24 protein-coding genes are annotated in these 25,364 nt (G+C 38.7%); 16 read left to right on the top strand and 8 right to left on the bottom strand.

From position 1 onward, the window contains the following. The first annotated feature begins 65 nt into the window (after positions 1-65). The 5 genes from hisH (at position 66) to MWU82_RS05225 (ending at position 4,459) form a co-directional block, all read left to right on the top strand. Entirely contained in the window at positions 66-662 is a 597-nt protein-coding gene (gene hisH, locus MWU82_RS05245; protein ID WP_215948241.1) for an imidazole glycerol phosphate synthase subunit HisH, read from the top strand. A gap of 34 nt (positions 663-696) precedes the next feature. Next, positions 697-1,425 (top strand): 1-(5-phosphoribosyl)-5-[(5-phosphoribosylamino)methylideneamino]imidazole-4-carboxamide isomerase, encoded by a 729-nt coding sequence (hisA, locus tag MWU82_RS05240; protein ID WP_247095495.1) that lies wholly within the window; start codon positions 697-699, stop codon positions 1,423-1,425. A gap of 95 nt (positions 1,426-1,520) precedes the next feature. Next, a complete protein-coding gene (hisF, locus tag MWU82_RS05235) occupies positions 1,521-2,276 on the top strand; it encodes an imidazole glycerol phosphate synthase subunit HisF (protein WP_247095494.1) in 756 nt (251 codons plus the stop codon). Positions 2,277-2,298: 22 nt separating this feature from the next. After that, positions 2,299-2,919, top strand: coding sequence for a bifunctional phosphoribosyl-AMP cyclohydrolase/phosphoribosyl-ATP diphosphatase HisIE (gene hisIE, locus MWU82_RS05230; RefSeq protein WP_247095544.1), 621 nt, complete (start codon positions 2,299-2,301; stop codon positions 2,917-2,919). A 127-nt stretch (positions 2,920-3,046) separates the two neighbouring features. Beyond that, the gene (locus MWU82_RS05225) at positions 3,047-4,459 is read left to right on the top strand and encodes a Gfo/Idh/MocA family oxidoreductase (RefSeq protein ID WP_247095493.1); all 1,413 of its coding nucleotides are present in this window, start codon (positions 3,047-3,049) and stop codon (positions 4,457-4,459) included. 120 nt (positions 4,460-4,579) lie between these two features. Here the strand turns inward: MWU82_RS05225 and MWU82_RS05220 are convergent, their stop codons facing one another. Together MWU82_RS05220 and MWU82_RS05215 are read right to left on the bottom strand one after the other, a co-directional pair. Continuing rightward, positions 4,580-4,969, bottom strand: coding sequence for a hypothetical protein (locus MWU82_RS05220; protein WP_215948237.1), 390 nt, complete (start codon positions 4,967-4,969; stop codon positions 4,580-4,582). Positions 4,970-5,096: 127 nt separating this feature from the next. Continuing rightward, complete coding sequence (locus MWU82_RS05215) at positions 5,097-5,912, bottom strand: DUF1853 family protein (protein WP_215948236.1); 816 nt, start codon at positions 5,910-5,912, stop codon at positions 5,097-5,099. Between the two features lie 77 nt (positions 5,913-5,989). Between MWU82_RS05215 and MWU82_RS05210 the strand changes: the two genes are divergently transcribed. Both MWU82_RS05210 and MWU82_RS05205 read left to right on the top strand, forming a co-directional pair. Beyond that, the gene (locus MWU82_RS05210) at positions 5,990-7,132 is read left to right on the top strand and encodes a VWA domain-containing protein (protein ID WP_247095492.1); all 1,143 of its coding nucleotides are present in this window, start codon (positions 5,990-5,992) and stop codon (positions 7,130-7,132) included. A 91-nt stretch (positions 7,133-7,223) separates the two neighbouring features. Continuing rightward, a complete protein-coding gene (locus MWU82_RS05205) occupies positions 7,224-8,693 on the top strand; it encodes a magnesium chelatase (protein WP_215948234.1) in 1,470 nt (489 codons plus the stop codon). Between the two features lie 11 nt (positions 8,694-8,704). Here the strand turns inward: MWU82_RS05205 and MWU82_RS05200 are convergent, their stop codons facing one another. Further along, positions 8,705-9,187: a hypothetical protein gene (locus MWU82_RS05200; protein ID WP_215948233.1), complete on the bottom strand. Its 483-nt coding sequence runs from the start codon at positions 9,185-9,187 to the stop codon at positions 8,705-8,707. A gap of 252 nt (positions 9,188-9,439) precedes the next feature. On the opposite strand from MWU82_RS05200, the gene truA reads away from it, so the two are divergent. Both truA and corA read left to right on the top strand, forming a co-directional pair. Next, entirely contained in the window at positions 9,440-10,225 is a 786-nt protein-coding gene (truA, locus tag MWU82_RS05195) for a tRNA pseudouridine(38-40) synthase TruA (protein ID WP_247095491.1), read from the top strand. A gap of 139 nt (positions 10,226-10,364) precedes the next feature. Then, positions 10,365-11,459 (top strand): magnesium/cobalt transporter CorA, encoded by a 1,095-nt coding sequence (corA, locus tag MWU82_RS05190; protein WP_247095490.1) that lies wholly within the window; start codon positions 10,365-10,367, stop codon positions 11,457-11,459. Positions 11,460-11,480: 21 nt separating this feature from the next. Here corA and cysM read toward each other — a convergent pair whose 3' ends face one another. After that, on the bottom strand, positions 11,481-12,365 hold the full coding sequence (cysM, locus tag MWU82_RS05185) for a cysteine synthase CysM (RefSeq protein WP_215948230.1): 885 nt from the start codon (positions 12,363-12,365) through the stop codon (positions 11,481-11,483). Next, a complete protein-coding gene (gene epsC / locus MWU82_RS05180) occupies positions 12,355-13,149 on the bottom strand; it encodes a serine O-acetyltransferase EpsC (protein ID WP_247095489.1) in 795 nt (264 codons plus the stop codon). The genes cysM and epsC overlap by 11 nt, the downstream gene beginning before the upstream one ends. A gap of 99 nt (positions 13,150-13,248) precedes the next feature. Between epsC and MWU82_RS05175 the strand changes: the two genes are divergently transcribed. Then, positions 13,249-13,929 carry a DUF2461 domain-containing protein gene (locus MWU82_RS05175; protein WP_215948571.1) on the top strand — a complete coding sequence of 227 codons (681 nt, stop codon included), beginning with the start codon at positions 13,249-13,251 and terminating at the stop codon, positions 13,927-13,929. Between the two features lie 5 nt (positions 13,930-13,934). Here the strand turns inward: MWU82_RS05175 and MWU82_RS05170 are convergent, their stop codons facing one another. Beyond that, on the bottom strand, positions 13,935-14,348 hold the full coding sequence (locus MWU82_RS05170) for a glyoxalase (RefSeq protein WP_072861371.1): 414 nt from the start codon (positions 14,346-14,348) through the stop codon (positions 13,935-13,937). A 360-nt stretch (positions 14,349-14,708) separates the two neighbouring features. Between MWU82_RS05170 and MWU82_RS05165 the strand changes: the two genes are divergently transcribed. Next, a complete protein-coding gene (locus MWU82_RS05165; RefSeq protein ID WP_215948228.1) occupies positions 14,709-15,104 on the top strand; it encodes a hotdog domain-containing protein in 396 nt (131 codons plus the stop codon). Here MWU82_RS05165 and MWU82_RS05160 read toward each other — a convergent pair. Beyond that, on the bottom strand, positions 15,101-16,390 hold the full coding sequence (locus MWU82_RS05160; protein WP_247095488.1) for a dipeptidase: 1,290 nt from the start codon (positions 16,388-16,390) through the stop codon (positions 15,101-15,103). The two genes, MWU82_RS05165 and MWU82_RS05160, sit on opposite strands and share 4 nt — an antisense overlap. A 127-nt stretch (positions 16,391-16,517) precedes the next feature. Between MWU82_RS05160 and MWU82_RS05155 the strand changes: the two genes are divergently transcribed. Both MWU82_RS05155 and MWU82_RS05150 read left to right on the top strand, forming a co-directional pair. Next, complete coding sequence (locus MWU82_RS05155; protein WP_247095487.1) at positions 16,518-18,305, top strand: sensor histidine kinase; 1,788 nt, start codon at positions 16,518-16,520, stop codon at positions 18,303-18,305. A 29-nt stretch (positions 18,306-18,334) separates the two neighbouring features. Continuing rightward, positions 18,335-20,149 (top strand): hypothetical protein, encoded by a 1,815-nt coding sequence (locus MWU82_RS05150; RefSeq protein WP_247095486.1) that lies wholly within the window; start codon positions 18,335-18,337, stop codon positions 20,147-20,149. A gap of 651 nt (positions 20,150-20,800) precedes the next feature. Here MWU82_RS05150 and MWU82_RS05145 read toward each other — a convergent pair. After that, a complete protein-coding gene (locus MWU82_RS05145) occupies positions 20,801-21,664 on the bottom strand; it encodes an RNA polymerase sigma factor RpoD/SigA (protein WP_215948224.1) in 864 nt (287 codons plus the stop codon). Positions 21,665-21,883: 219 nt separating this feature from the next. On the opposite strand from MWU82_RS05145, the gene MWU82_RS05140 reads away from it, so the two are divergent. The 3 genes from MWU82_RS05140 to MWU82_RS05130 all read left to right on the top strand — a co-directional run bounded on the left by MWU82_RS05140 (position 21,884) and on the right by MWU82_RS05130 (position 25,356). Beyond that, positions 21,884-22,393: a DUF6155 family protein gene (locus MWU82_RS05140; protein ID WP_247095485.1), complete on the top strand. Its 510-nt coding sequence runs from the start codon at positions 21,884-21,886 to the stop codon at positions 22,391-22,393. Positions 22,394-22,585: 192 nt separating this feature from the next. Then, the gene (locus MWU82_RS05135; RefSeq protein WP_247095484.1) at positions 22,586-24,097 is read left to right on the top strand and encodes a DEAD/DEAH box helicase; all 1,512 of its coding nucleotides are present in this window, start codon (positions 22,586-22,588) and stop codon (positions 24,095-24,097) included. Between the two features lie 17 nt (positions 24,098-24,114). Continuing rightward, positions 24,115-25,356 carry a glycosyltransferase gene (locus tag MWU82_RS05130; protein ID WP_247095483.1) on the top strand — a complete coding sequence of 414 codons (1,242 nt, stop codon included), beginning with the start codon at positions 24,115-24,117 and terminating at the stop codon, positions 25,354-25,356. Positions 25,357-25,364 lie beyond the last annotated feature (8 nt).

Raw genomic sequence — 25,364 nt, 5'->3', positions numbered from 1 at the left:
AGGCAAGCGTCGGGGCATTCAAATCTCACTTAGTGGGCAAAAAATATGTCCAAAGGACAAAGAAAATGAAAATAGTAATTATAGATTACGGAGCAGGAAATATACAGAGCATTAAATTTGCCTTTCAACGCTTGGGCTACGAAGCTATCTTGAGCAAAGATGCAGATGAAATTATGGCGGCCGATAAAGTTATTTTTCCTGGCGTTGGGGAAGCCAGTAGTGCCATGAAAAAATTGCGCGAAAGTAAATTGGACCAGATTATACCCAAATTAAAACAGCCGGTTTTGGGAATTTGTCTGGGGATGCAATTAATGTGTCATTCCTCTGAAGAAGGAGATACACAGGGCCTTGGTATTTTTGATGTAGATGTGGTTAGATTTTCCAAAGACGTAAAAGTTCCGCAAATTGGATGGAATCAAATTACCAATTTGAAATCCGATTTATTCAAGAACGTGAAAGAAAAAGAGCATATTTATTTAGTTCACAGTTTTTATGCCCCTTTGTGCGAAGAAACCATTGCCGAAGCCGAATATGGGTTGGGATATAGTGCTGCTTTAAAAAAGGATAATTTTTATGGAACCCAATTTCACCCAGAAAAGAGCAGTGAAGTAGGGGAACAGATTCTTAGAAATTTTATCGAAACCATAGAGACCCAAGTATAAATAAATACCAATAGGGACTTAATTAAAAACAAAAATGAGAATAATACCTGCAATAGACATCATTGAAGGAAAATGTGTTAGACTTTCCAAGGGAGACTATGACACCAAGAAAATTTACAATGAGAATCCCTTGGAGGTTGCAAAGGAGTTTGAAGCCCATGGTATAGAATACCTACACTTAGTAGACCTGGACGGTGCCAAATCCAAGCACATCGTAAATCATAAAGTACTGGAAAAAATTGCCTCCAATACCAACTTAAAAATAGATTTCGGGGGTGGACTCAAGACAGATGAGGATCTAAGAATAGCGTTTGAAAGTGGGGCCAATCAAATTACAGGAGGAAGTATTGCCGTAAAGGACAGGGAAACCTTTATCTCTTGGATCAACAAATACAGTCCCGAGAAGATTATTCTAGGAGCGGATGTCAAGGATGAGATGGTTGCCGTATCCGGTTGGATGGAAGAATCACAGGAGGAGTTGGTACCCTTTATACAGGGGTATCAAAAAGAAGGAATCAGAGGGGTTATCTGTACCGATATTAGTAAAGATGGCATGTTGGAAGGCCCTTCTTTTGATTTGTACCGCAAGATTTTGGAAGAATGTGGACCTAAACTATTACTTATAGCCAGTGGCGGTATTTCAACTTATGACGAACTCCCTAAATTGGCGGAGTTGGGCTGCGAAGGAACTATAATTGGAAAGGCCATTTATGAAAATAGAATTAGTTTAAAACAATTGGAAAAGTTCATTCTAAACATTTAACCAATAAATCCTGTTGTAGTATAACGGGGCAAGCTAGTAATAGCATTGAAGATAATAACTGGATTCATCTCCAAAGACAAAAATAAAATTACCCAATGTTAACAAAAAGAATAATCCCTTGTTTGGATATTAAAAATGGTAGAACGGTAAAGGGGATAAACTTTGTAGATCTGCGAGATGCAGGGGACCCTGTGGAATTGGCTGAAATCTATGCCAAAACCGGAGCGGACGAGCTTGTTTTCCTAGATATTTCCGCTACGGAGGAAAGGAGGAGAACATTGGCCGATTTAGTGCTGCGCGTTGCCGAAAAAGTGAATATTCCGTTTACTGTAGGCGGTGGTATTTCTTCAGTGGAAGATGTGGATATTTTGCTGCACAACGGAGCGGATAAAGTATCCATAAATTCATCGGCCGTAAAAAATCCTCAATTGATCAATGACCTAGTGGCCAAATTTGGTTCCCAATGTATAGTTGTAGCCATAGATGCCAAACAAATAGATGGGGAATGGATTGTTCACTTGGTAGGAGGGAAGGTGCCTACAACGCTAAATCTATTCACCTGGGCAAAGGAAGTGGAAGACCGTGGGGCCGGAGAAATCCTTTTTACCTCCATGAACCATGATGGTACTAAGGACGGATTTGCCAATGAAGCTTTGGCCAAATTATCCACCGAATTGAATATTCCCATAATAGCATCGGGCGGCGCAGGAAATATGCAGCATTTCACTGATACATTTATTGAAGGCAAGGCCGATGCAGCTTTGGCGGCAAGCGTTTTTCACTTCAAGGAAATTGAGATTAAGGACTTGAAAGAAGAGTTAAAAAGAAATAATATACCGGTTAGATTATAAAACCATTATGGAATCCAAAATCATGAACATAGACTTTAACAAAAATAACGATGGCCTAGTACCGGCCATAGTCCAGGATGCACTTACCAAAAATGTACTTATGCTCGGTTACATGAACCAAGAGGCCTACAAAAAAACAGTGGATAGCCGTAAAGTAACCTTCTTTAGTCGAACCAAAAAAAGATTATGGACCAAAGGGGAGGAAAGCGGAAATTTTTTGAATCTTGTGGATATTAAACTGGATTGCGACAATGACACCCTATTGGTCATGGTAGATCCTGTTGGACCAACTTGTCACAAAGGAACCGATACCTGCTGGGGCCAAGAAAACAGTACTTCCTTTGGATTTATTTCTGAATTGGAAAATATTATCCAAAACAGAAAAGAACAAGCTAAAGGAAAGGTAGAAATTCCAGTAGGAGCAAAGCCTAGCTATGTTTCCTCTCTATTTAAGAGCGGCATCAATAAAGTTGCACAGAAAGTAGGCGAAGAGGCCGTAGAGGTCGTAATTGAGGCCAAAGACGACAACGACAAGCTGTTTAAGGATGAAAGTGCCGATCTTTTGTTCCATTACCTAATATTGCTACAGGCAAAAGGATTTAAACTTCAAGACATAGTTAATGTTTTGAAGTCTCGGCATTGATTTATGGATATTTTTCATATGTCTTGAAAATTGTGCAATTTCCAACTTGGTTTTTTTTTGTAAAAAAAATTAACTTATCTTCAAAAACTGGAAGCATTATTCAATAACATTAACAAGATGATAGACTATGAAATCAAATAGGAGAGATTTTCTTAGAAAAACATCCATTGCTGGTATGGGTTTGGCAATGACCCCGGCATGGTCCAATTCAATCACTGGCAACAAGCCGTATAATATTCCGGCATCTTTACCTGGCGCCATGTATATGGGTGGATTTTCTGCTCCTAAATTGGAAACAGTAAAATGTGCTTTTATCGGGGTAGGTGCCCGGGGTTCCGGGCATGCACAACAGATTGCGGCCATTGAAGGAACAGAGGTAGTGGCTATCAGTGATTTGTACCAAGATTTGGCCGAGAAATCTGCGAAGGTATGTACGGAGAACGGTGCAGGGACCCGTCACAAGAAGATAAAGCTGTATACCAATGGTGAAGACGATTGGAAAAAAATGCTAAAAAAGGAAAAACCTGATGCGGTTTTCGTCTGTACCCCATGGGAATTGCACGCCCCCATGGCCATTGAAGCTATGAAAAGTGGGGCCCATGTTTTTGTTGAAGTTCCTCTTGCTCTAACCATACAGGAGATGTGGGATATTGTGGATACCTCGGAAAAAACCCAAAAGCACTGTATGATGATGGAAAACGTCAACTACGGTAGGGAAGAACTCCTTTACTTAAATATGTGCCGACAAGGTGTTATTGGGGAGTTACTCCACGGAGAAGCTGCCTACATCCACGAATTAAGAGGTCAAATGAATTCGGTGGAACGCGGTACCGGATCTTGGCGTACCTATCATTATGCCAATCGCGATGGCAATCTTTATCCTACACATGGATTGGGACCTGTTGCCCAATATATGAATTTAGCCCGGGGAGAAGATAATTTTAAATTTATAAACTCTTTCTCTTCTCCCGGAAAAGGACGTAATCTATACGCTGCCAAGAATTTTCCAGCAGACCACAAATGGAATAAGTTGGATTTCAAAGGTGGGGATATAAATACCTCAATAGTTAAAACAAACATGGGCAGGACTATTATGGTACAATGGGATGAAACAAGCCCCAGACCTTATACTAGACATAATCTCATTCAAGGAACAAAAGGAACCCTGACAGGCTTCCCGACCCGGATTGCCCTGGAAGGAGGGGTTGAAGGTGGCCCGGATAACCACCACGAATGGGCAGAAGGAGAGCAATTGCAGAAGATTTTTGAAAAATATGAACATCCATTGTATGTGCGCTTGGGAGAATTGGCTACCAAAATGGGCGGACATGGGGGAATGGACTTCATAATGAGGTATCGGATCATCGAGTGCCTACGCAATGGCCTTCCTTTAGATCAGAACGTATACGAAGGCTGTTATTGGAGTGCTGTAGGAACTTTGAGCGAGGTATCCGTGGCCCAAAACGGTGCACCCCAAGAGTTTCCGGATTTTACACGGGGCAATTGGAAAACCACAGCGCCTTTGGATATCGTCGGCTAAGAATTCTACGGAACAAAAAAAAAGAAAAAGTCATTGCTTACTTGGACAACGTAATATTAAGTTGAACCGGTATACAATGACTTTTTATTTAATATAAGAATGGGTAAAATACCCAAAAAACTAATCTGTACTGTCCACTCCTGCAACCTCAGTCCTACTATCCATATGGCTTATTAGGTCTTGGGTACTTGTGAATACCTTTTTACTATAGTAACGTCCTCTATCCCAGTCAGCAGGGTCCGCAGCCTTTAAGGCATCTGCTATAATGTCCTGAACTTTTTCTGAAAGTCCTTCACATTGACTCCCTTCCAATAGCTTAAAAAGTTTTTCGTAGGACTCCAAGGCCTTGCCTGAATAGTATTTCTGATGATCATAGTTGTTCGCCTTTAATGCACTTTTGGCATGATTCAGGGCATAGGAAGCGGTAGAATAAATTAATTCACAATCGTCCTTTGCCTGTGCCATTGAAAAAACAAACAATGAAAAGAACAACAAATAAACTTTTTTCATAAGTGCGGGGTTTTATGATTTGTCTTGAAAAAACGAAACTTTAAACCCGATATTGCCGACCCAACCCATTTCTGTTATTTTTACACAGGTTTTACACCTCCCTTATTTCCTCCAAATTTAATAGGTTTTACCACCAAACAATGAAAAGTTTTTCAATGGTAAAATCAGATGATTTCATCCATAATAATGGCGAATTTTTATTTTCCAATCCAATTGAAATCAATTCCAGCATATCTTTATGGCTAAGCCAATTAACTCCTTGATGCGGGTCCAGAAGCCATTCTTGCTTGGAGGGTAAATAGTAACGGTGTTCAAAAAACCAAGGGGAATTAAATTTTTGGAAAGGAATCCACCTACCACTTATACAATTGGAATTAAATGGGGCCAAATCCAAATTATTTGCCATATAAGGGATAAATAATTGGGATTTAAAGCAAACCTGATGCAATAGTTCCGAAGTTTCTATATTAAACCGTTGCAGCACAGATGTGGCTTCCGGTGTCTTCAAAAGTGGAATCTGATGATTTATGATCCTGTCTTTCTTGGCTTGAAAGGAATCGCGTTGATTGGGCCCTATCAATTGGCCCTCAATATTCGTTGCTACCTCAGATATTACATAAAACTTATACGTTAATTCAATATGAATATATTCTTGACTATCAACATCTTGCAATAAGAAATCTATTTCCCCTAAACTTACTTTATCCCTCCTTATGGGAATGTTGTGCGCTATTACTTTGTATTGCCCTGAATGTTGGATAAGCTTTAGAAAAATGTGTTCTATTTTATGCCCCAACCTTATATTGGAGGGTATTAATCCCATATCCAAATTTTCAAAATATATTTCTGGAAACACAAATTGCTTCAAACCGTCCAATTCTCCTGTCCAAAGGGAAGGAGTGTTAAAAAATGCCCTGTAATATGAAAGGTTTTTATGATCCAAGCGGTACTAATATAGGTAAACCGTTAAGTTTTCTTTAAAAAGGAAATGGTCTAAACCAAATTAAGTAATTTTATAGTATGGCTGATAATAAAAGAAAAGGGTTTCGATTTTCCAACTATGAAGCCCCAGAGCAAACTCCTTTCGAAAAGCTTTTTGATATTTTCAAGGAACTGATTACACATACTTCGGGAGATGTGGATGAGGCTTTGGATTGGTTAAAGGAGCTGGACAAGGAATATGAACTTACCGATGAGAATTATACCATTGATGATTTTATAGAGGACCTCAAGGCCAAGGGATTTCTTAAGGAAGAACCTAAGGATGGTGATGGCGACGGTTCGGGGGAACAAAAGGCAGATTTGTCCATAACCGCCAAAATGGAACGCATTATTAGGCAAGCGGCCTTGAATCAAATTTTTGGCAAGATCAAACGCAGTGGCTCGGGCAACCATAAAACCGGTTTATCGGGTAGGGGGGATGAACATATGGGAGAATTCAGGGAATATAGATTTGGCGACAGTTTAGAGCGGATTTCCATGACGGAGAGTTTAAAAAATGCCCAGATAAATCATGGTATCGGTAATTTCCATTTAAGCGAAGAGGATTTAGTAGTAGAGGATACCCAATTTAAAGCTCAAATGAGTACGGTCTTAATGATAGACATTAGCCATAGTATGATACTCTATGGCGAAGACCGCATTACGCCGGCAAAAAAGGTCGCCATGGCCTTGGCAGAACTGATTACGACCCGTTATCCGAAGGACACCTTGGAGATTTTGGTTTTTGGCAATGATGCCTGGCCCATTCCAATAAAGGATCTGCCTTATCTAAAAGTGGGGCCCTATCATACCAATACCGTTGCAGGATTGCAATTGGCGATGGACATGCTCCGTAGAAAGCGAAATACGAACAAACAGATATTTATGATTACCGATGGTAAACCCAGCTGCATTCGATTGGCTGATGGCACCTATTATAAAAACAGTGTGGGCTTGGATGATTATATCGTTGAGAAATGCTACAACATGGCCAGACAGGCCAGAAAACTCCATATTCCCATAACCACCTTTATGATTGCCAAAGACCCGTATTTAACACAATTTGTGAGGCATTTTACGGAAGCCAATAAGGGGAAGGCTTTCTTTACCGGCTTAAAGGGACTTGGTGAAATGATTTTTGAGGATTACGAACAAAATAGGAGAAAAAGATTAAAGGGATAATTAATAAAAAACAAAAATTGGTAAAAGCTATTAAGCTCCGTTCCCTGTAGTACCCAAATAGATAGGGAGACCAAAATATAAATTTTTACATATGAAATTGAATCATAAGGAAATTACCAACCTAGGAGAACTTAGAAAGGCAGGATACAAAACAAAAAAAATAAAGGATGAGTTAAGGGCAAATCTTATTGACAAAATAAAGTCGGATGAAATTACATTTCCTGGAGTATGGGGATATGAAAATTCCGTAGTTCCCGAACTGGAAAGAGCTATATTATCTAGGCACAACATTAATTTATTAGGGCTTAGGGGCCAAGCCAAAACACGTTTGGCAAGGCTAATGGTTAATTTGTTGGACGAGTATATTCCAATAGTCTCCGGTTCGGAGATAAATGATGACCCTTTGAGTCCAATCTCACGGTTTGCCATTGAAACTATAAAGGAACACGGCGACTTAACGCCTATTTCCTGGCTGCACAGAAGTGATCGATTCTATGAAAAATTGGCTACACCAGACGTAACCGTGGCCGATTTAATTGGCGATGTTGACCCCATTAAAGCCGCCAACCTAAAGTTGTCCTATGCAGATGACAGGGTTATACATTTTGGAATGATCCCACGTGCCAACCGTTGTATTTTTGTAATCAATGAACTGCCGGATCTACAGGCAAGGATACAGGTCTCCCTTTTTAATATCCTACAGGAGGGCGACATACAAATAAGGGGGTTTAAGCTTCGATTGCCTTTGGACCTGCAGTTTGTATTTACCGCAAACCCTGAAGACTATACCAATAGGGGTAGTATTGTAACCCCTTTAAAAGATAGGATAGGGTCCCAGATTTTAACGCACTATCCTGAGGACATTGAAACCGCACGTAAAATTACGGAACAGGAATCGAAATTGGATAAACGCCAAAGCGAGGCCATTTATGTCCCTGATTTGGCAAAAGATCTCTTAGAACAAATAAGCAGGGAAGCCCGGGAAAGTGAATATGTAGATGCCAAAAGTGGTATAAGCGCCAGGATGAGCATAACTTCCTTCGAAAACCTAATGAGCACCGCTGAAAGAAGGGTGTTGAAGAATGGCCAAGAAACTACTATGGTAAGACTAAGCGATTTTATGGGGGTTATTCCTTCTATTATCGGTAAGATAGAATTGGTTTATGAAGGGGAACAGGAAGGTTCGGGCAGTGTAGCGGAAATATTGATCGAAGATGCCGTAAAGTCCCTCTTCCTAAATTATTTCCCCAAAATTGATAAATTGGAACGCAAGGATGCGGAAGGGCCTTATGATGAATTGGTAAGTTGGTTTTTTGATGGGGAAGGTTTTGATTTGTTGGATGATGCCACTGATAAGGAATACAAGGAAAAGCTCGATAGCATTATTCCACTTCAACAATTGATCGTTAAATACCAACCTGACATTAAAAAGGAAGATACCTATTTTCTAAAGGAATTGCTATTGTGGGGACTTGTTGCCCATAAAAAATTGAGCAAACAGCGTTATACAATAGGGTATCAGATAAAAGATGTTTACGGTAGCTTTATAAGAGGATTGTAATATATAGAAGCTTACTCCCAGGCATCAATGTGATTGTTCAAGTAATCAAAATCATATTTGCCTACTATCCGTTTTCTTATGACAAAGGACCAAACGGTAAGTAGCACCAACAGGGTTTGTAATGCAATAATCAAGAAGCCCATAGGGACGAAAGAACTTGGTATAACATGGTCCTGAAATTCATTTTGGGAACCAAGTATTAAAAAGGTTTCATAAATATTATATCCATAGGCCAATAGGATTCCATACATCACATACTCAATATTTTTCATGATCATATCAGGATATTCCTTTTCTGTTATCTTAAACCATAATACATATAAATAAAGAAAGTGGATCATTGTCAACAAAGGAAAGATATAACTCCCCAATTTATTAAAAACAAAGGTATTCCCGTACATGCTATAAAAACCAAGGATTATTAAGGACAACAGGGAAACAATGGTCAGGATAATATTAATTTGGGGAGTGGTTCGTTTAACGGAATTTTCCATAATTAAGGTTTAAGATTATAGGACAATTTTCAACATAATTACAATTAAATTCCTACTCGATATGCAAAATTTCGTTGAATATATAGAAATTTAAGATAGAAAAAAGGGGGCTCGGACGAAGTACCAAAAAGCACGACGAACTCATGACCAATATATTTTAAAATACGTTTAAGGAGCAAACATAAATCCGACCTTCCTTTCCTATCTTTGCCAAGGTTATGTTCGTATGTAGCCGAGCAACATATACACCAAATGCAAACACCCCGTTTTTACTATTTAATACATGTTCAATTCCTAGGCTTTCGCTATAGCGGTTGGCAAAAGCAGCCGAATCAAAAAACGGTGGAGGGTATGTTGGTAAAGACCTTAAAATTTGTTTTGCCCAATTCCAAATTCAAGATCCTGGGAGCCGGACGTACAGATGCCAAAGTATCTGCCTTAAACACGGCCTTTGAACTATTTTTGGATAAGGAACCCCTAGAAGACCTTCAGGAATTCATGTATGATTTTAATGCAAACCTACCACCGGATATTCGGGTTATCAGTATAGACCAGATCAATGAAAACTTCAATATCATCCAAGAAAGTAAACTAAAGGAATATGTATATCTTTTTTCCTTTGGACAAAAAAACCACCCCTTTTGCGCGCCCTTTTTGGCAAATATCATAGACGAACTCAATGTGGATCTAATGTCTGATTGTGCCCGACTTTTTATTGGCACCCATGATTTTTCATCCTATACGGCCCGACTTCAGCCCAACACAAAAGTGCTTAGGACTATAGAATCATGTGAAATAAAAAAAAACGAAATATTGACGGCCAATTTTTTTCCGGAAGTGAGTTACGCCCTCCATATTACCGGGGAAGGCTTTATGAGATATCAGATTAGAATGATAATGGGGGCTTTGATTCAAGTGGGCAAGGGAGAACTTACAGTAATGGACATTAAAGAATCCTTGAAAAAGGAAAACAATACTGTATTGACATATGTTGCCCCAGGCTCTGGGCTATTGCTAAATCATCTACAGTTCCAATAGTAGCCATCCCATTACCTATGGGAAAAAATTTAAAAAAAACAACATAAATTTTCCAGGAGTTGATTCTTGGACGGTCTGGAATGTATAAATTAGTGCAAATAACAGAATTAAAGCAAGAGTATTCTTAAGATTCCAACCAATGGCCAAAAAAAAATCCACACACAGAAGACAATCAAAAAGACTCGCCAAAACCGGGAAGGCTCCCGGAACAGTAACCTACCTAGGAAATAGGGAAGGAGCCAAGAGTACTGTCAACGTACTGGAATATGATGAAAATGGTTTAATAGAATCGGGCTTTGATGTTTACACTGCTGATAGCTTTGATAAAATTGTTGCCTTCCAGGCATCGCCCTCAATCTCTTGGATCAATGTTATTGGAATAAGTGATGAAAAATTTATAGAAAATCTTGGAAGAGCCTTTTCCTTGAACCCCCTTACCATTGAGGATGCTGTAAACACCCATCAGCGACCAAAGATAGACGAATACGGCAACTATATTTTTGGGGCATTTAAAATGCTCTATTTAGATCAGAACAATGAATTGGTGACAGAACATGTTGCCATTGTTTTAATGAAAAATACGGTTCTTATTTTTCAAGAAATGCAGGATGATGTTTTCAATAGTATTAGGGATAGGGTAAGAGCTAAAACTGGACGAATAAGAAGCAAGCCTGCAGACTACTTATTTTTCACCCTTTTGGACGCCATTATAGATAATTACTTTGTGGTACTCGAAAATATAAATCACAAAATAGACGCCTTGGAGGAGGAAGTATATGAAAACCCCAGTCCCAAAACAGCCCATGCCGTCCAAGACTTGAAAAAAGAGGTCCTAAGGATTAGACGATATATCTATCCTATGAAGGAGTTGGTCCATAAATTAATAGATAGTGAACATGTCTTAATTTCGAAAGACACCCAATTATTTTTAAGGGATGCCTTGGACCATTGTATAGAAATAAACGAAAGTCTAAATATTTTAAGGGAAATGTCCATGAGCCTCATGGAAATGTATATGAGCAACATGAGCAATAAAATGAACGAGGTAATGAAAGTACTGACCATTATGGCCACTATTTTCATCCCCCTTACCTTTATTGTTGGGGTATACGGAATGAATTTTGAATATATCCCAGAATTGAAATACCCCAATGGATACTTCTATGTTTGGGGGCTCATGATAGCAATCTTTATCGGCCTTCTATTTTATTTTAAAAAGAAGGGGTGGCTGTAGTTTCGAACTAAATGGATACAATTAATCGAACAGATCCGAGGAAAGATAACGGTCCCCACGATCGCATACAATAGAAACAATAACACCCTCCTCCAAACTTTCGGCCAATTTCACTGCGGCAGCGGCAGCGCCACCACTGCTCATACCCGCAAAAATACCTTCTTCTTTCGCCAATCGCTTGGCCATATCCCTAGCTTCCTGCTCGGTAACCTCCATAACCGTGTCCACTTTCTTGGGATTAAAAATTTTAGGGAGGTATTCTTGGGGCCATTTGCGAATACCTGGAATTTTGGCCTCATCGGCAGGTTGCACCCCAACAATTTGAATCTTGGAATTCGTTTCCTTCAAAAAGGTAGATGTCCCCATTATAGTTCCGGTGGTCCCCATAGAAGAAACAAAATGGGTAATTCCCCCCTGTGTATCCCTCCATATCTCCGGACCGGTACTTATATAATGTGCCTTCCAATTATCATCATTGGAAAATTGGTTGATCATGATGTAACCTTCTTCTTTCACCTTTAGTTCGGCATAGTCCCTAGCTCCCTCAATACCTACATCGGCAGGGGTAAGGGTTACCTTGGCCCCATAGGCCTTCATGGTCTGTACTCTTTCCTTTGTGGAATTTTCGGGCATTACCAATTCTATGTCCAATCCATAAATTCCGGCTATCATGGCCAGAGCAATACCGGTATTTCCACTAGTAGCTTCTATCAATTTGGAGTTTACATCAAAATCGCCCCTTTCCAAACCTCCTTTTATCATATTAAGGGCGGCACGATCCTTTACGCTTCCTCCAGGATTGTTGCCCTCCAGTTTAAAAAAAAGTTTAACCTTGGGATTAGTGTTGATTACTTTTGATATTACCAAGGGAGTATTCCCTATAATATCCAAAATACTATGAGACATGCGGTAGGGTTTTTATTTTGATTATTGGAGAATGGTAAACAGTGGAATTGGCAGGCACAGATTCTGTTATCCATGCATTTCCTCCTATTATGGAATTTTCCCCGATTACAGTATCCCCTCCAAGGATAGTGGCATTGGCATATATGGTAACATTGTCTTCAATGGTGGGATGACGCTTTGTTTTTTGTAATTTTTTGGCAACATATAAAGCTCCCAAGGTTACCCCTTGATAAATTTTTACATTGTTTTTAATTATCGCTGTTTCCCCTATTACCACCCCTGTAGCATGATCAATAAAAAAAGAATTTCCTATTTGCGCCCCCGGGTTAATGTCTACACCCGTCTGTCTATGCGCGTATTCCGTCATTAATCTGGGAACTAGGGGAAAGCCATCAATATAAAGTTCATGGGCAAGCCTATAAATAGCAATGGCATAAAAACCAGGATAGGCCATGTATACCTCTTCAATAGATAATGAAGCAGGATCACAATTTACAATAGCCTCGGCATCCAAATTCAATTTTTCCAGAATTTTTGGAAGGCGTACCACAAAATTTGCCCAAACCCTTTGGCAGGGTTTGTCAACCTGCCAACAGGCCAAATTTACCAATGCATCAAATTCCTTTTCCAAGAGATCCAGATTTTCATCCACCGGCGTATCTATATCGAACAAGGTGTAAAACAGGCGATTGGTAAACAATTCAGTTCTTTCCTTAAGTTCGAACCTAAGGTTAGGCTGATTTTTATGTTCCTTAATATTCTTTATTATAGATGCTTTATCCATTTGCACTTTTAATTATACATTCAAAATTAACCATTATTTCAAAATCAGCTTATGCTAATTTGGTTAACTTTAGCACAAAGATAATGTGTTATGAGTCGTATACAACAGCAGCTGATTACGAAAGATGTATTTCAATTTTTGGAAAACCTAAAAAAAAACAACTCTAGGGAATGGTTCACGGAGCACAAAACTGAATTCAAGGCACTGGAAACAGAGGTCAAGAGTTTTTATTCCGCATTAATGGACAAATTGAAAACTCATGATGATATTGAAAAATTAAAAATGTTTCGCATCTATAGGGATGTACGTTTCTCAAAAGACAAAACCCCCTATAAGACCCATTTTGCGGGATCTTTTTCCCGGTCTGGGCAGCGGTTGAGAGGCGGATACTATTTACGGTTAAAGCCAAATGAATCCTTTGTTGCCGCTGGATTTTGGGAACCCAACAAAGAAGACCTCTTTAGAATTAGGAAGGAATTTGAAACCGATGCATCGGAAATACGTGCCATAATCAACAAAAATAGCTTCAAGGAAGTTTGGGGCGGAATGCAGGGTGATGAATTAAAAACTGCTCCCTCCGGCTTCAATAAAGATCACCCCAACATTGATTTGATAAAAAGAAAACAATTCATTTTTGTTAAGAATTTTTCCGACAAGGAGGTTTTATCGCCCGATTTTATTACGAATGCAGACCTTGCTTTCCAAGCAATACGACCTTATTTTGATCTTATGAGCGACATACTCACCACCAACCTTAATGGGGAATCACTTTTGGATTAAGAATTCTATACTGCCTGAAGTGAGGCTTTTTCAAAAAATTGAACCTGATCTTTAATGCGTTCAATGACCATTTGCATCATGCGTTTGTTTAAAGACGACGAATTAAGTATGTATAATTCATACTCCTCCGTGGTAAATTGGCCTATGATAATTCCTTTTAGTGAATTTCTAAACTTAATGTCCTTTTGGATCGCATTTTCTATAAAAATCAGACGCTTGTTCATCCCTAGTTCATAAAAACTATTTTTATGTTTAGTGATGTAATTCTGAAAGACCAAAAGTAATAAGGAGTTTTGCATTTTAATTACAGGACGTAAGGTTTGGTTTTGAAACCTCTCATCACTGCTCATAATTTCCGTTACTTTAGCCGAAGGGATTATAGGACGAATTTCCAAAAGACTATGGGACCTATCGCTCATATCATTGGTGTTTTTATAAAGGTAGGTATAAGGTTTTTTCTTAATTCGGCAATTCTATATAGTTTTTAACGAGGTTATGAACATTGTTATTTTTTACTTGGAACAATACCTTGACTTTGTGGGGGAACAAAAAATTCAACTTTTACTACTACACCATAAACCACAATTAATTAAAGAATAATCTTACTTATTTACTACTTATTGATTATGGGAATCTAATTATTATTACCCCTATTAATTCCCAAATTGAACAAAAAATTAAGCTGTAATTTAGATTTACCTAAATCGGTTGACATTTCCAAGTGAAGAGTATTATAGGGCAGATTTCTTTACTAATTTTGCAGTTAAATTTTAGATACTATGAGATTTCATACAAGAAAATGGGTGAAACCAGAAGATTTAAACGCCAATGGCACTCTATTTGGCGGCAAGTTACTTGCCTGGATAGACGAGGAAGCCGCACTATATAGTATTATACAATTGGAAAACAAAAGGGTAGTTACCAAGTATATGTCCGAAATAAACTTTATGAGCACCGCATTAAAAGGTGATATTGTTGAAATAGGTATAGGCGTGGTAAAATTTGGAAAGACCTCCTTGACGCTGAACTGTGAGGTTAGGAACAAAATGACCAGGGAAACCATTGTGACGGTAGACAATATTATCATGGTAAATCTAGGTGCGGATGGAAAACCCAAACCACATGGAAAAACCAAAATTGAATTTGTAAGGGACCGTCTGGCTTCGGAAGTTTAGTTTACGGCATAAGTTTTCGCCACTTCCTGTACCTTATCCAGTACCCTTAGTAAATTGCCCCCCCAAAGTTGAGCAATTTCCGCTTCGGAATAACCTCTTTTGACCAGCTCCAAGGTTACATTAGGGGTTTCGGAGGCATCTGTCCACCCGGCAATGCCTCCACCTCCATCAAAATCAGAACTGATTCCCACATGGTCTATTCCAATTAAACTTACCATATAATCAATGTGGTCAACAAAATCGGCTACATCCACAGCCTGTGGCCGATCTGTCCTATTGCCAACCTTGGCCTTGGCCAAAGCCACTACTTTGGAATAATTCTCTATAAAAGTATTTTTCTTTGCTTCTGAAAGATCGGCAAGCTCGTCAAAGGAATACCAATCTATCCCCAAAGAATCGGCAACCTCTTCATAGAATCCTTTCAAGAAGGCTGCATGGGTTTCGTGCTTTTTGGTATTCAAATAAGAACTAAAGGCTACCGTTTGCACCACGCCTCCATTTTCCTTCATAAGCAACAATTGTTCGTCATCCAAATTCCGGCTATGGTCGCACAGCGCCCGTGCAGAGGAATGGGAAGCAATAATTGGAGCTTTGGACAAGGCTATCATTTGCTTCATGGATTCTTTGGATACATGGGATACATCTATCATTATCCCCAGCCTATTCATTTCCTTTACAGCCATTTTACCAAGGTCGCTCAACCCGTTATGCAACCACACTCCATCGGCCTCACCAGTATTGGAATCACAAAACTGGCTATGCCCGTTGTGGGAGAGGGAAATATATCTCGCCCCTAAATTATAATAGTTCTCAAATTCAGAAATGTCTTCTCCAATTGGATAGGCATTTTCAACCCCTATCATGGCCACTTTTTTACCCGAACCTGCAATTCGGTGGACATCCTTGGAGGTATAGGCCAGATCTATCTCTTCCGGGGCTATTTCCTCGCACAATCTGTGAATGGCATCAAACTTTGCCATGGCATTGTCCTTGGCTTTCGCATACCCTTCTTCCGTTAAGTCGCCCTGACCGGTATAGACTATTAACCAAGGAACATCCAAATCCCCACTTTTAAGTTTTGGGAGATTTACCTGATTGTCCAATTTCTGGGTATAATTTATAGTATCGGTAAAATTGGCCACATTAATATCTACATGGGTATCTATAGTAATAACGTCCTTGTGTATACGTGCCGCTTTTTCTTCGACCGACTCGGCCAATTTTTCTTGTTTTTCCTTACAGGCCATAATCGCTAAAAGGCACATAAATCCGACAAACTGCTTCATGCTTATAGGTTTTGATACATACAAATAACGGCATTTGACAACATAAAATGAAGCGTAGATAACATTTAATTGTAAACCGCACTTTAAAAGGGGAGTTTTAGACTTTCAGAACCCAAACTATTAAAAATTGAAAACCAACAACCTACTATCCCATCTGACAAATCTTGAAGGTCAACTAAATCATTTTTCATTTGAGGAATTAACCTCGGAGGAAGCTTCTTTATTAAAAAAATCCTTTATGACCTTTAAATATCGTCTGGAGGAAAAAGTATTGGGGCCAAAGCCAAAAGTTTCCAACTCCAATGTAGTCAACAAGGATTTTGAATCGGGCATTGGGAATAAAGAATTGGCAAATCCGTTAAAAAACAAACCGAACCGGGAAGAAGGTAGGCTTCTTGCAAAGGTAGGTGATGAGATTAGAACCCCAATTAACGGAATAATAGCGTCTGTAGATCTGCTAAAAGAAGGCAACATAAGTGCGGAACAACTAGTGCAACTTAATTCCATAACTGCTACCTCCAATAACCTTTTGGATATAATTAATGAGCTGTTGGAATATACCAAGCTTACTTCAGGAAGGGAAAAGTTTGAAAGCATCGATTTTAATTTCTACAGTATTATTAGGGATACCATGTATCTATGCAATACCCTAATAATCAACAAGGATGTTACCTTGGAAGTAGATCTGGATACGGAAATACCCGAGGTTCTTCTAGGAGATCCATCAAAGTTGTCCCAAATTCTACTTACCCTATTGGGCAATTCGATAAAACTTATAGATGAAGGAAGTATCCTTCTCAAAATTAAACTACGAAGGCAGCACAGTAATTACTTTGTGCTCGATTTTGAAATTAGGGATTTGCGTACCGGAGCATTAAAGAACGACTTAAGGCCTAATGTACCCACTGAAAATATGGAACCCAACACAAATGATTTGGGAATTGGTTTTGCCATGGTCAAGGGAATATTGGAAATTCTAAACGGGTCCTTGGCAACGATGGCCACCTTAGACGACGGATGTGCTTATAAGTTCACCATCCCCTATAAAAAAGGCAAACAGATCAAAGCATCCGGCCACCAGTTGGATTCCAACCATTTAGATACAACAGACAAAATTATAGAAGGTCTAAATGTACTTGTTTTTGAGGACAATATTCTCATTCAAAAAATAATTGAACAGCGCTTAAAAAATTGGGGATGTACGGTGTATGTAACCGATAATGGCCTAACTGGAATGGATTATTTGTTAAAGAATAGGGTAGACTTGGTTTTAATGGACCTTAGAATGCCGGTAATGAATGGTTTTCAAGTTACCCAAATAATTCGGGAATCCAGCAATAATCACGTTAAGAGCATACCCATCATTGCCTTAACGGGCGATATTACCATTAATGATAAAATTAAATGTAATGCACTGGGAATAGATGATTATATCCTAAAACCTTATAGCCCTGATGAATTACTGACCACTTTATATAAATACAAAAAGGACATAGGGTCCAAGCCTCTATTGGCACCTAGTGAAGACCTTGCCCAACTTTCAGTAAATAAGGAAGTGTGGGAGGTTAGCTTAGCAGATATACTGGAAGAGTGTATGGGTGAAGTAGACCTATTGGAAGAGCTAATCGGCTTATTTAAACAAAATATGCTGGACTTCATCGGTAGGGCCAATGTCTATATCCCAGAAGGCAATTTCAATCGTTTGGGGTTTGCTGCCCATAAGGTAAAATCGGGACTTTCCATGATGAAGGCGGATCACCTTTATTCCCTTGTGGATAAAATTACGGTAGGCTGCAGGACCCATAGAAATCTCCCGGAAATTGGACGGTTATATGATCAATTACTATTGGCATATCCCATGGTAGAGAAAGCCATTGATAGGGAACTGATGCTCTTAAAAAGAAGGGGGAAGTAAGCGTAGAGTTTAATGGAAAGTTTGAATAAGTGAATATACCCAACATACATACCAACCTTATATGGGATTTAACGGCCTTGTTCCTGCTTATAACTATTGGATATTTGACCATCATATTCTTTTTAAGAAACAACACACTGTTAAAGTGGAACAATAAGGAAGAAAAAAAGAAACATCTACGTGGAATAATATGTGAGCTTTTACTTTATGACCAAGGAAAGTTAAAAATGGCAGAAAGAGAGCTCATAGACCTAAAAGTGGAATTATGGAAGCTTCTAAGGCAGTCGAGAAATAAACGCATCATGTCCAAAATATTGATGGAGATGAACAACGATCTGGATGACGGGGCAAAACAGATAATCCTTAGACTTTCCAAAGAATTCGGACTTCAAATAAATGCCTTTGAAAACTTGGAAAATTTGGACAGCGGTACCAAAGGGAATATTACGGCACAGAATTATAAAACTGGCAATGTAGACAACTTACAAGATACAGAAAGAATAATGGAAGCACCCAAAATGAATCAACCATTGAAGAGCAATACCAATAAGTTGGATACAAAAACCGATTTATTAAAAGGGGAGGAGCTAGATCTTAGCTTCGTTCCCTTGGTAATTAATAATGAGGATATAAATGACGGTAGCAGTTCGGAAGTAGAGGAAGTGCTTATGATTAGTAACGACTTGGAATTCTTAACGGAATGCCTCGGCAAGGAAAGTTTTGAAAGAAACCCTTATGAGGCAATATACGAGGAAATTTATGGGGAAAATATAATTCTCCCCCCAAACAAACCACATAGGAAGGAGGCTTCTTTTTTAAACATAGATTTCTTGCCCTTGATAATGGAAATTGAAGAAGAGGAAGAGAAACCAATTACAAACATCAATGATCTTGAAGTGGAATATGAGATGGTCTTGGATCCGCACTTTAAAAAACAGATCAGTGATATATTAAAGTCGCATGTAGAGGAACAAAACAAGGTAGCGACCACAGAGGAAGATGATAATATATTGGATCTAGGAGAAATGTACCTTCCTGCGGCCAAATTTTACACAGATTGGGAATTTAAAAAAGTTAAATTACTACATTCCATAGCAGAAATGGGAGATATACGAGAGGTTCCCCTATTAAATGAAATGTTGGATGAAGAAGAAAATGAATCTATTGGCAATCTCATTAAAGAAATAATTTTCAGGTTCCTTTCAGAGTATCCCTTGGATATCGATGAGGAGGAGGTGAACGACAACAATCTGGTAGATTTTGGGGAACATTATGTGTTCAACCATTTATTCAACTCTTTGGGTAAGGAATCGCAACTGCTATTATTGGAAGAGATGCAGCAAATAGGGGACCTAAGTGATCTATATTTTTTGGAAACCCTTCACAATCATTCGGATAAAGCTATAAGGGAAAAGGCAAAATTGGTTTCACTTTATATGGAAGCGAAAATACCGGCTATTCCAACTAGCAGCATAGAAATCCTTTCAGGACACAACTTGGATTTAAAGAAGGAAATCAGTAAACCCCAAAAGTTGCATTTAGACCCTTCGATCACTTTTGAACTAGGAAAATCCGGCTTTATATCTACGGCATCATCCAAAAGGGAAACCCTGGAAAACGACAAGACAACATCCTTGGATCATTGCGCTACACCTCTGGATAACGAGGAGGAACCCACTGGTCACACTGACCTGTTCAACATCGATTTTGATATTACAACCTCAGAGAATATTACGTTCTACCACAATGGCAACCAAAAAAAGGAAGAAAGTTTGGAGGAATTGGAGGAAATGAAATTCCTAGACCAATTAAAGGACCTCACCAATAAAATTTTTAAGAAATAAAAGGTATTAAACCCTAGGGAAAGCTCTAGGCACCCTTTAAGAAACCGCCACAAGCTTAGGCGTATTAAACCAGAAACCCCGCCAAATAAGCGGGATTCGTTCCACTATCGTAATCCAATTGGTCCGTGGCTTTTTAAATCCGGGTCTCATTAATAAACCCATAGCAAATTGAACAATTGGAACAATCAGATTATGTGCCAATAAAAAGATTAAACTTTATGAACTCTACATTTTACAACTAAAAAACACTTTTACACAACATTTTATTGGTGAGAAAAGAGATAATAAATATGTTTACCATATAATTATTGACCCAAACAATAATAACCTAAACCAAGTCTTACTATGTTATACGACACCTACGGAGAGGAATACCTAGCATTCCTACAAGATTTAAATGAAATTTTGAGTTTAAACGAATTGGCTGAGTTGGACTACATGTAGTTCGGCCCACAATTCAGAACCTAAAAACCCCTATTAAGATGGCAAAACAAAATCCAGACAACGCAGCTTATTTAAACTTCATTGAAGATTTAAATGAAATTCTAATCGATTTCAATATTAGTAAATTAAGTTATTCTTAAACCCATAACTTTAGAAACAAAGAGGCCGAATAAATAGTATTTATTCGGCCTCTTTGTTTTGGGTCAATTATCCCAAATAGGTTTTGAGTAATTTACTCCTGGAGTTGTGGCGAAGCTTTCTAATAGCTTTTTCCCTTATCTGCCTAACCCGTTCCCTTGTAAGGTCAAAAGTAAGTCCTATCTCCGCCAAGGTCATGGATTGCTGATCGCCTATGCCGTAATATAATTTAACAACATCTGCCTCCCTTTGGGAAAGTGTATCCAAAGCCCTATTGATCTCTGTATTCAAAGACTGCTGTAAAAGAAACATATCCGGTCTTGGAGATTCACCTGAACGAAGTACATCGTAAAGATTGGAGTTTTCCCCTTCCTTCAAGGGGGCATCCATGGAAACGTGTCTTCCGGAATTTTTTAAGGATTGCTTAACCTCACTAACGGACATTTCCAATTCTTTGGCTATCTCCTCTGGGGATGGTGGCCGCTGATGGGCCTGCTCTAAATATGAAAAGGTTTTTTTAATTTTATTTATGGAACCGATCTTGTTCAGCGGTAAGCGCACAACCCTGGACTGTTCCGCCAGTGCCTGTAAAATAGCCTGACGTATCCACCAAACGGCATACGATATAAATTTAAATCCCCTTGTTTCATCAAAGCGCTTGGCTGCTTTTACCAACCCTACATTTCCCTCATTGATTAAATCAGGGAGTTTCAAACCTTGATTTTGATATTGTTTGGCGACAGAAACAACGAATCTTAAATTTGCAGTTGTAAGTTTTTCCAAGGCAATTTGATCCCCATCCCTAATTTTCTGAGCCAATTCAACCTCTTCATTAGCGGTGATCAACTCTATTTTACTGATATCCTGCAGATATTTGTCTAGTGACTTTGATTCCCTATTCGTAACCTGCTTGATAATCTTTAGTTGCCTCATATATTTTTTATTTGGATTTTGAAGTGTTAATCTCTCATTATACCCTTTTTTTGTGTCTTTTCCAAAGGAAGCTGCATTACTTATACATAATTTATGAGAAGTTTATGATATTCATTGTCCAATCCAATTATTAAAATACTAATTTACCTTCTTGTGCTATTTTTTGATTTTTAAATGGGAAATTGCAATCCTTAAGTTCAAATCGAATTAATTGGGAGAATGAGTAAAAGGGCATTGGTAAAATATTTGTCGGAATTAAAAAAAAAGGAACTGGAAGAACAATTGATTGATCTATATCACAGATTTCCGGTAGTAAAGGAATATTACGATTTTGTTTTCAATCCTAAGGAAGATAAACTGGTGCAGGATGCGAAAATAAAGATCTCCAATGAATATTTTCCGTTAAAAAGAAAAAGGCCCAAGGCCAGAAGGTCCGTAGCCCAAAAATACATAAAGCACTTTGTGAAATTGGGGGTAGACCCGCATTTAACAGCCGATCTAATGTTGTACAATCTGGAAGTGGCACAATCTTTTTCCCTAGAAAAAAATGTCCCTGAGGCGTTCTACAAGAGCATGGGTAACTCCTTTAAAGAACTGGTCCAATTTATTTCCGTGAATGCCTTATTAAGCGATTTTAAGGACAGAATTGTTGCCTGTTATATATTTACCCAGGATCACCATTGGCCCAACAGGGAGGACTTCTCAAAGTCCTTGGATATTATAGACTAAGCAAATGCGAGCACCTTTTTCACTTATTTAAACGTATTTGTTATCCCCTGACCTAGGGAATTCTCCTCTTAAATGCACCCCATGAACAATTTCAATTTCATGTTTTTAACTTATAAATTTGAAACCGGCATAAAAAACTCTTAATTTTGTAAGGTTTGATTTTTCTTAATTTTAAAAAATTTCATTTCCCGTTTGGAGCTACCTAAAGAAAGTACAGAAAAGACCCTTTATGATTATCAAGAGGAAGACCTGAATACCATTTTTAAGTGTTTGGAGGAATCCCCTGACGATATGAACCTTTTATACCAATTACCTACAGGCGGAGGTAAAACGGTTGTTTTCTCGGAAATTGCCAAAAGATATATTCATAAAACCAATAAAAAGGTAGTAGTTCTTACCCATAGAATTGAATTGAGCAGCCAAACCTCCAAAATGTTGAAGGGATTTGGCGTTAAAAACAAAATTATCAATAGCGAAGTAAAGGAGTTACAGGACCAGGACCAATACATGTGTTTTGTAGCCATGGTAGAAACCCTTAACAATAGGCTTCAGGATGATAAGGTAAAGATCAATGATATTGGACTTGTCATCATTGATGAAGCACATTATAATTCCTTTAGAAAATTATTCAAATATTTTAAAAAGTCCATTATCCTTGGGGTTACCGCAACGCCCTTGAGCTCTAATATAAAACTCCCGATGAAGGACCACTATCAGAAGTTGATCGTGGGAGAATCCATATCATCGCTCATTGAAAAGAATTTTTTGGCCAAGGCCAATATATACAATTACGACGTAAGCCTTAAAAGTTTGAAGTTAGGCATAAGCGGAGATTATACGGTAAAATCATCGGATGAGTTATATGGCAACCAGAATATGCTTACCAAATTGGTAAATGCCTATGAAGAGATTGCGAAAGGTACCAAAACCCTTATTTTCAATAATGGTATCAATACGTCTTTATACGTTTTGGACACCTTTAAAAAGGCAGGGTACAACATTCGGCACTTAGATAATAAGAACAGTGCTTCCGAGCGAAAGGAAATTTTAAAATGGTTTTCAAAAACCCCTGATGCCATACTCACCTCTGTAAGTATATTGACCACCGGATTTGACGAACCCACAGTGGAAACCATTATTTTAAATAGGGCTACCAAATCCTTGACCCTTTATTTTCAGATGATAGGAAGGGGTTCCAGGATATTGCCCAATAAGAGTGAGTTTACAGTGGTAGATCTAGGGAACAATGTAGCCCGATTTGGACTTTGGAACGCTCCCATAGATTGGCAGGAAATTTTTCATTTCCCTGATTTCTTTTTGGAAAGCATAAAAAATGATGAAGAAATAGAGCGGGAATTTGTGTACGAGATGCCGGCCGACCTGAAGGCGCTATTCAGCAAGTCCAAAAATATCGAATTTGACATCAAGGCAGAGTACAAAAAAGTTTTTGCCCAGGGACTTAAATCCAAAACCGTACTGGAGAACAGTATTGAACAGCATGCCACCATATGCGTAGAAAATAGTGACGATGTATTTGACGCCCGTATCCTGGCCAAAAAATTAAAGGAAGAGATCGCTTATCGCGTACGCCAGTATTCCTATTGTATAATGAACAATACCAAAAACTACAAGGAATGGTTGGAGGAAGATTATGAGCGGAAACTACGTTCCAAAATTTCCCAGAAATTCGCCAAGCGTTTATAGAACAAATGTTCCCGCAAATGGACAAAAAAATGTTGATCATTGGCTATGTATGGCCAGAGCCCAATACAACGGCTGCTGGTGGAAGAATGCTGCAATTGATCCACTTCTTTTTGGAACAGGAATACCAGATAACCTTTGCGAGTACTGCGGCAGAAAGTGAATATTCCTATGACCTGTCGAGCATTGGGGTAAGTAAACAACCCATTTTACTCAATCAATCCAGTTTTGATACTTTTTTAAAGGATTTAGATCCGGACATTGTAGTCTTTGATCGTTTTATGACCGAAGAACAATTTGGATGGCGTGTTGTGAAAAATACTCCAAATGCCCTGCGTATTTTGGATACCGAAGATTTACACTCGCTTAGGATTGCCAGACAATTGGCGTACAAAAAAGCCATTCCCTTTACGGAACAATTTTGGTTGGACCAGGACCAGACAAAAAGGGAAATGGCCAGTATTTACAGATGCGATCTTAGTTTGATCATTTCCCTACATGAAATGGAGCTTCTGACCAAGACCATTAAAATAGATAAAAGCTTACTATTGCACTTACCCATGATGTATGATGCAATAAATGGGGAAGAACAGAATAGTTGGCTCCATTTTGAACAGAAAAAGGATTTTGTCTGTATCGGCAATGGGAAACATGCACCCAATATAGACGCAGTGCAGACCCTTAAAAAAGAGATTTGGCCATTGATCCGTAAGGAATTGCCCCTTGCCAACTTATTTATCTACGGAGCTTATATGCCAGAAAGCATTAAACAATTGAACAGTCCAAAACAAGGGTTTCACATTATGGGACATGCCAATGATGCGCGTGAGGTTATATCCCATGCCAGATTGAATCTTGCGCCCATTAACTTTGGGGCGGGAATAAAAGGCAAACTGCTCAGTGGCATGGTATGCGGCACTCCCAGTATTACGACGAAAATTGGCGCAGAAGGCATCTGCGAAAACTTGCCCTGGAACGGAATTATTGCCAATGATGCGGAGACTTTTGCAAAGGCCGCCGTTCTCCTTTATCAAAATGAAGATGAGTGGTCCATTGCCAGACAGAATGGAACAGCCATTATTAATAATATTTACAACAAGGCTGTTTTGCAACAAAGATTAAAGAATAAAATAGAGCTACTTGCCAAGAATTTAGAAGGGCACAGATCCTGTAATTTTATAGGCAGCATGCTCTTGCACCATACCTTGGCCAGCACCAAATTTATGTCCAAATGGATCGAGGAAAAAAACAGCAATCCATAATTGGAAAA

The organism is Arenibacter sp. S6351L, from assembly GCF_023016025.1.
GTDB lineage: Bacteria > Bacteroidota > Bacteroidia > Flavobacteriales > Flavobacteriaceae > Arenibacter > Arenibacter algicola_B.
This window is presented reverse-complemented; position numbering and strand designations above follow the sequence as displayed.

Coding starts and splice junctions, on each gene's coding strand:
- hisH (WP_215948241.1), top strand. CDS start 66: ATGAAAATAGTAATTATAGATTACGGAGCAGGAAATATACAGAGCATT.
- hisA (WP_247095495.1), top strand. CDS start 697: ATGAGAATAATACCTGCAATAGACATCATTGAAGGAAAATGTGTTAGA.
- hisF (WP_247095494.1), top strand. CDS start 1,521: ATGTTAACAAAAAGAATAATCCCTTGTTTGGATATTAAAAATGGTAGA.
- hisIE (WP_247095544.1), top strand. CDS start 2,299: ATGAACATAGACTTTAACAAAAATAACGATGGCCTAGTACCGGCCATA.
- MWU82_RS05225 (WP_247095493.1), top strand. CDS start 3,047: ATGAAATCAAATAGGAGAGATTTTCTTAGAAAAACATCCATTGCTGGT.
- MWU82_RS05220 (WP_215948237.1), bottom strand. CDS start 4,969: ATGAAAAAAGTTTATTTGTTGTTCTTTTCATTGTTTGTTTTTTCAATG.
- MWU82_RS05210 (WP_247095492.1), top strand. CDS start 5,990: ATGGCTGATAATAAAAGAAAAGGGTTTCGATTTTCCAACTATGAAGCC.
- MWU82_RS05205 (WP_215948234.1), top strand. CDS start 7,224: ATGAAATTGAATCATAAGGAAATTACCAACCTAGGAGAACTTAGAAAG.
- MWU82_RS05200 (WP_215948233.1), bottom strand. CDS start 9,187: ATGGAAAATTCCGTTAAACGAACCACTCCCCAAATTAATATTATCCTG.
- truA (WP_247095491.1), top strand. CDS start 9,440: ATGCAAACACCCCGTTTTTACTATTTAATACATGTTCAATTCCTAGGC.
- corA (WP_247095490.1), top strand. CDS start 10,365: ATGGCCAAAAAAAAATCCACACACAGAAGACAATCAAAAAGACTCGCC.
- cysM (WP_215948230.1), bottom strand. CDS start 12,365: ATGTCTCATAGTATTTTGGATATTATAGGGAATACTCCCTTGGTAATA.
- epsC (WP_247095489.1), bottom strand. CDS start 13,149: ATGGATAAAGCATCTATAATAAAGAATATTAAGGAACATAAAAATCAG.
- MWU82_RS05170 (WP_072861371.1), bottom strand. CDS start 14,348: ATGAGCGATAGGTCCCATAGTCTTTTGGAAATTCGTCCTATAATCCCT.
- MWU82_RS05165 (WP_215948228.1), top strand. CDS start 14,709: ATGAGATTTCATACAAGAAAATGGGTGAAACCAGAAGATTTAAACGCC.
- MWU82_RS05160 (WP_247095488.1), bottom strand. CDS start 16,390: ATGAAGCAGTTTGTCGGATTTATGTGCCTTTTAGCGATTATGGCCTGT.
- MWU82_RS05145 (WP_215948224.1), bottom strand. CDS start 21,664: ATGAGGCAACTAAAGATTATCAAGCAGGTTACGAATAGGGAATCAAAG.
- MWU82_RS05140 (WP_247095485.1), top strand. CDS start 21,884: ATGAGTAAAAGGGCATTGGTAAAATATTTGTCGGAATTAAAAAAAAAG.
- MWU82_RS05130 (WP_247095483.1), top strand. CDS start 24,115: ATGGACAAAAAAATGTTGATCATTGGCTATGTATGGCCAGAGCCCAAT.